General features: G+C 59.4%; 1 pseudogene. It reads right to left on the reverse strand.

Going from position 1 to position 616, the window contains the following annotated elements:
- Window positions 1-616 (reverse strand): annotated as a pseudogene (locus tag JCM10914_RS28695) (collagen-like protein); the annotation flags it as partial.

The following is a 616-nucleotide window of genomic DNA, read 5'->3' on the forward strand; positions in this document are numbered from 1 at the left end:
GGACCCGTTACCCCTGTCACACCAGTAGCACCTGTTGCTCCTGTGCCTCCGGTAACTCCGGTTGGGCCCGTTAATCCGGTAACTCCTGTTGGACCTGTTATTCCGGTTGGACCCGTTACCCCTGTCACACCAGTAGCACCTATTGCTCCCGTCACTCCGGTGGCTCCCATTGAACCTGTTAATCCCGTGGCACCTGTCGGGCCGGTTACTCCGGTTACTCCGGCTGCTCCAGTAGCACCAGTTACCCCCGCTGTTCCGGTAATTCCTGTTGGACCTGTAGACCCCGTAGGGCCTGTTGCCCCCGTCACTCCTCCAGGAGCTCCTGTTGGGCCAGTCGGGCCAACCGCTCCAGTCAAACCTGTCGCCCCTGTGTTACCAGTTGCCCCAGTTAAACCAATACCACCTGTGACGCCTGTTACTCCTGTAGCGCCAGTTGCCCCCGTTAGACCTGTCGGACCCGTTAATCCCGTCGTCCCCGTGGAACCTGTTACTCCTGTATTTCCGGTAGCACCTGGCAGACCCGTTGGACCCGTTGGACCCGTTAATCCCGTTGCACCCGTGATGCCTGTTACTCCTGTGACTCCCGTATTACCGGTAGCACCTGGCAGACCCGTTG

Origin of the sequence: Paenibacillus sp. JCM 10914, from assembly GCF_001315105.1 — a bacterium.
In the GTDB taxonomy this organism is placed as follows: Bacteria; Bacillota; Bacilli; order Paenibacillales; family Paenibacillaceae; genus Paenibacillus_AQ.